This is a genomic window from Brevundimonas vesicularis (assembly GCF_014204545.1).
GTDB classification, from domain to species: domain Bacteria; phylum Pseudomonadota; class Alphaproteobacteria; order Caulobacterales; family Caulobacteraceae; genus Brevundimonas; species Brevundimonas vesicularis_B.
The window spans coordinates 1-1,829 of record NZ_JACHLJ010000013.1 but is presented as its reverse complement, the minus strand read 5'-3'; the positions used below and the strand labels follow the sequence as shown (position 1 = coordinate 1,829).

The window sequence follows — 1,829 nt, the reverse complement described above, 5'->3', positions numbered from 1 at the left end:
TCGCCGACATCCGTGAAACGACGGGCTATCGCCCAAACCGCACCGTTGCCGCCACCTTGGGGCCGATTTCGCAAATCTGCTTCGTGCGGCAGGATAGATAGATCGTCAGCCCGACAGGCTCCGCAGGAGCCGCACCCCGGCGAGGGGGGGCTCTAACCGCGCCGATCCATGCGTGCGGAAGGCCGTCAGCCACCTGATCGGCACTACGCTCGTAGGCTGCCCACGTCCCCGACCTTCCATCGACCTCAAGGTCACCGGTCGAATGGTCGATCAACCCGACCTGTGGAGGCGGCACTGAACCATACGATCCATGCGAGAGACCGAGGCGCAGACCATCCCCTACGAACTCGTCCACCTCTGTATCCACGCCAATGACAGGCAGGCGAGTGAGTCCATCAGGAATGGCCACTGAAAAGGGACCAACCGCGTCGATGCGATGGAAGCCCGCCGGGGTCGGGGCCGCTTCAGGCGGCTTCGAACATCCGAAAAGGACTATTGCGGCACACGCGACTGCGAGACGGTGAATGCGTCGGAACATATACGACTAACGACCGAAGCCGTGGTTTCGTTGACTGCCCGCAAACGCATCTTCGTCATCCGTGTCTGACGAGGTGGGACAGGTCGAGTTCGGGATAGGCTATCCGGCCGATGGCTTCATACAGCGTCTGGGCGCGATAGCCTCGACCGTAAGCAGCGGCGGTTTCGCCGCCTTCGTTTCCGTTCGCTGACGACCAGCCTCCGAGGGCGAGAGCGACTTCATGCTCGATACGGGCTTCTCGCAGCGCATCCCGGTAGCAGTGCCGGAACGAGTGGAAGCAGGTCTTCTCTCGGATCGCGCCAGCGCGCTCAAGGAAGCGACGAAACCACTTCGAGAAGGGGTCGCTGTAGTAGCCGGTGCTGGACTTTTGGAGTTCGGAGAACAGACGAACGGCGCCCGCCGCTCGCCGCTGCTCTACGAAGGCCATGAACCCGATTTCGATCAGCATCGGATGGACCGGGATGAACCGCTCGCTGGCGGCGGTCTTCAGACGTTTTCCGTTGTCAGTATCGGACGGACCTTCGGTCACGAAGAAGCAGTCCACGCCATCGAGCCGATGGATGTCTGCGACGTGTAGCTGACAGATCTCGTTCATTCGCATGCCCGAGAACAGGGCGATGAGAGGCACCCAGAAACGCCCGCGACGTGGACGTGCGGGGCCGGGCGTGGAGTATCCGGCCCAGTCGTCAACGCAACCGCGAAAGATCGGAGCGTCGAAGATCAGGCGTAGCTGCTCGGTGGAAAAAGGCAGACGTTTATCTCGCCGTCTCACCCGGTCGATGACTTGAAGTCCCTTGGCTGGGTTCCGTTCGATCCAGCCCTCGTTCTGACAGAAGTTCATCACCGCCCGGAACTTGCACATGTAGCCGTTGACCGACGCGGGCGAGAGCCTTCCGGTAAGCCCCTTCTCCTTCGCCATCCGCGCGGCGGCGAGAGGCGACAGCTTCGGAAACTTCTTCTCGGCGTTGGAGGGGAGCCAGCGGAGCACTTCGAGAAGCTCACGCGAGGCTTCGCGGTCGATGGAGCGGATGGTGCGGTCTTCCCCCCAGAGGCCGACCGTTAGTTCGATCAGGTTAAGATAATGGAGGTCCGTCTTCCGAGTGCGCTGCTTTGCAGGGTCGGATCGGAAGAGTTCAAAGGCTTGGCGAAGCGTTTTGTCCGCTGGCGCCGCCGTGGGCGTGGCTGCGGGCTTTGGTCGCTCGGGTGGGAGCACGATGACAGGCTGAACGCCGTGGGTCTCGATGTCCCGCCACTCCTGCTCCAACATCGCTGCGACGATCCGAGCCTGACG

1 protein-coding gene is annotated in these 1,829 nt (G+C 62.2%); it reads right to left on the bottom strand.

What is annotated here, in order from left to right; all coding sequences use genetic code 11:
• Positions 1 to 593 precede the first annotated feature (593 nt).
• On the bottom strand, positions 594 to 1,802 hold the full coding sequence (locus tag HNP47_RS16135) for a site-specific integrase (RefSeq protein WP_184280371.1): 1,209 nt from the start codon (positions 1,800 to 1,802) through the stop codon (positions 594 to 596).
• Positions 1,803 to 1,829 lie beyond the last annotated feature (27 nt).